At 39.9% G+C, this 649-nt stretch carries 1 protein-coding gene; it reads left to right on the top strand.

Features of this window, described 5'->3' with window-relative positions:
* A partial coding sequence (locus ACFIO5_RS12355; protein WP_375705561.1) for an autotransporter outer membrane beta-barrel domain-containing protein occupies positions 1-649 on the top strand: 649 nt, incomplete at both ends.

Here is a 649-nt window from a genome sequence, read left to right as displayed (position 1 = left end):
GGAACTATGGAAATCTTTCTCTACACCCTCAGGATGTTGAACAAAGCAAAAAAAGCGCATTTAATAAATGGTCTGTTACTGCTTATGGAAATTTGCAGCATGATACCGGTTTTTATATGGATGGGGTGGTATCGTATGGTCTTTTTAAGGGAGATGTTTTGACCCTTGCACGGGGCAAGGTTGTGGCGTTAAAGGGTAAACAATTTAGCGGTTCTTTAACGAGTGGTAGAACGTTTGCAACAGGGTATAAAGGTGTTGTTTTTGATCCGCAGATTCAGGTTGTTTATCAGCATCTTCAGTTTAATCAGGCGCGTGATATTGATAATCTTGATGTTGATTTAGGAAAATTTCATCAATGGGTGGGGCGTGTTGGTGGGCGTTTAAGCAAGACGTTAGGTGTTGTGGAAGAGGGACGTGAAGTTTCTTTTTATAGTAAGCTTTCTTATTTGCATAGTTTTGAAGATAAGCAATTCGTTTCTTTTAAAAACGATTTTCAGTTAGGTTCCTTTGGTTCTTCTTTGGAAGCAGGGGTTGGGTTTAATGCCCGTCTCTCATCAAAACTTTCTCTTCGTGGAGATGTCACTTATCAGCATAGATTTAAGAAAATTGGTTTTTCTGGAACGAGTTTCTCTGCTGGATTGCGCCACCT

Source organism: Bartonella sp. AA86SXKL (assembly GCF_042196885.1).
The sequence above is the reverse complement of the archived record's forward strand: the minus strand, read 5'-3'. Positions and strand labels throughout refer to the sequence as shown.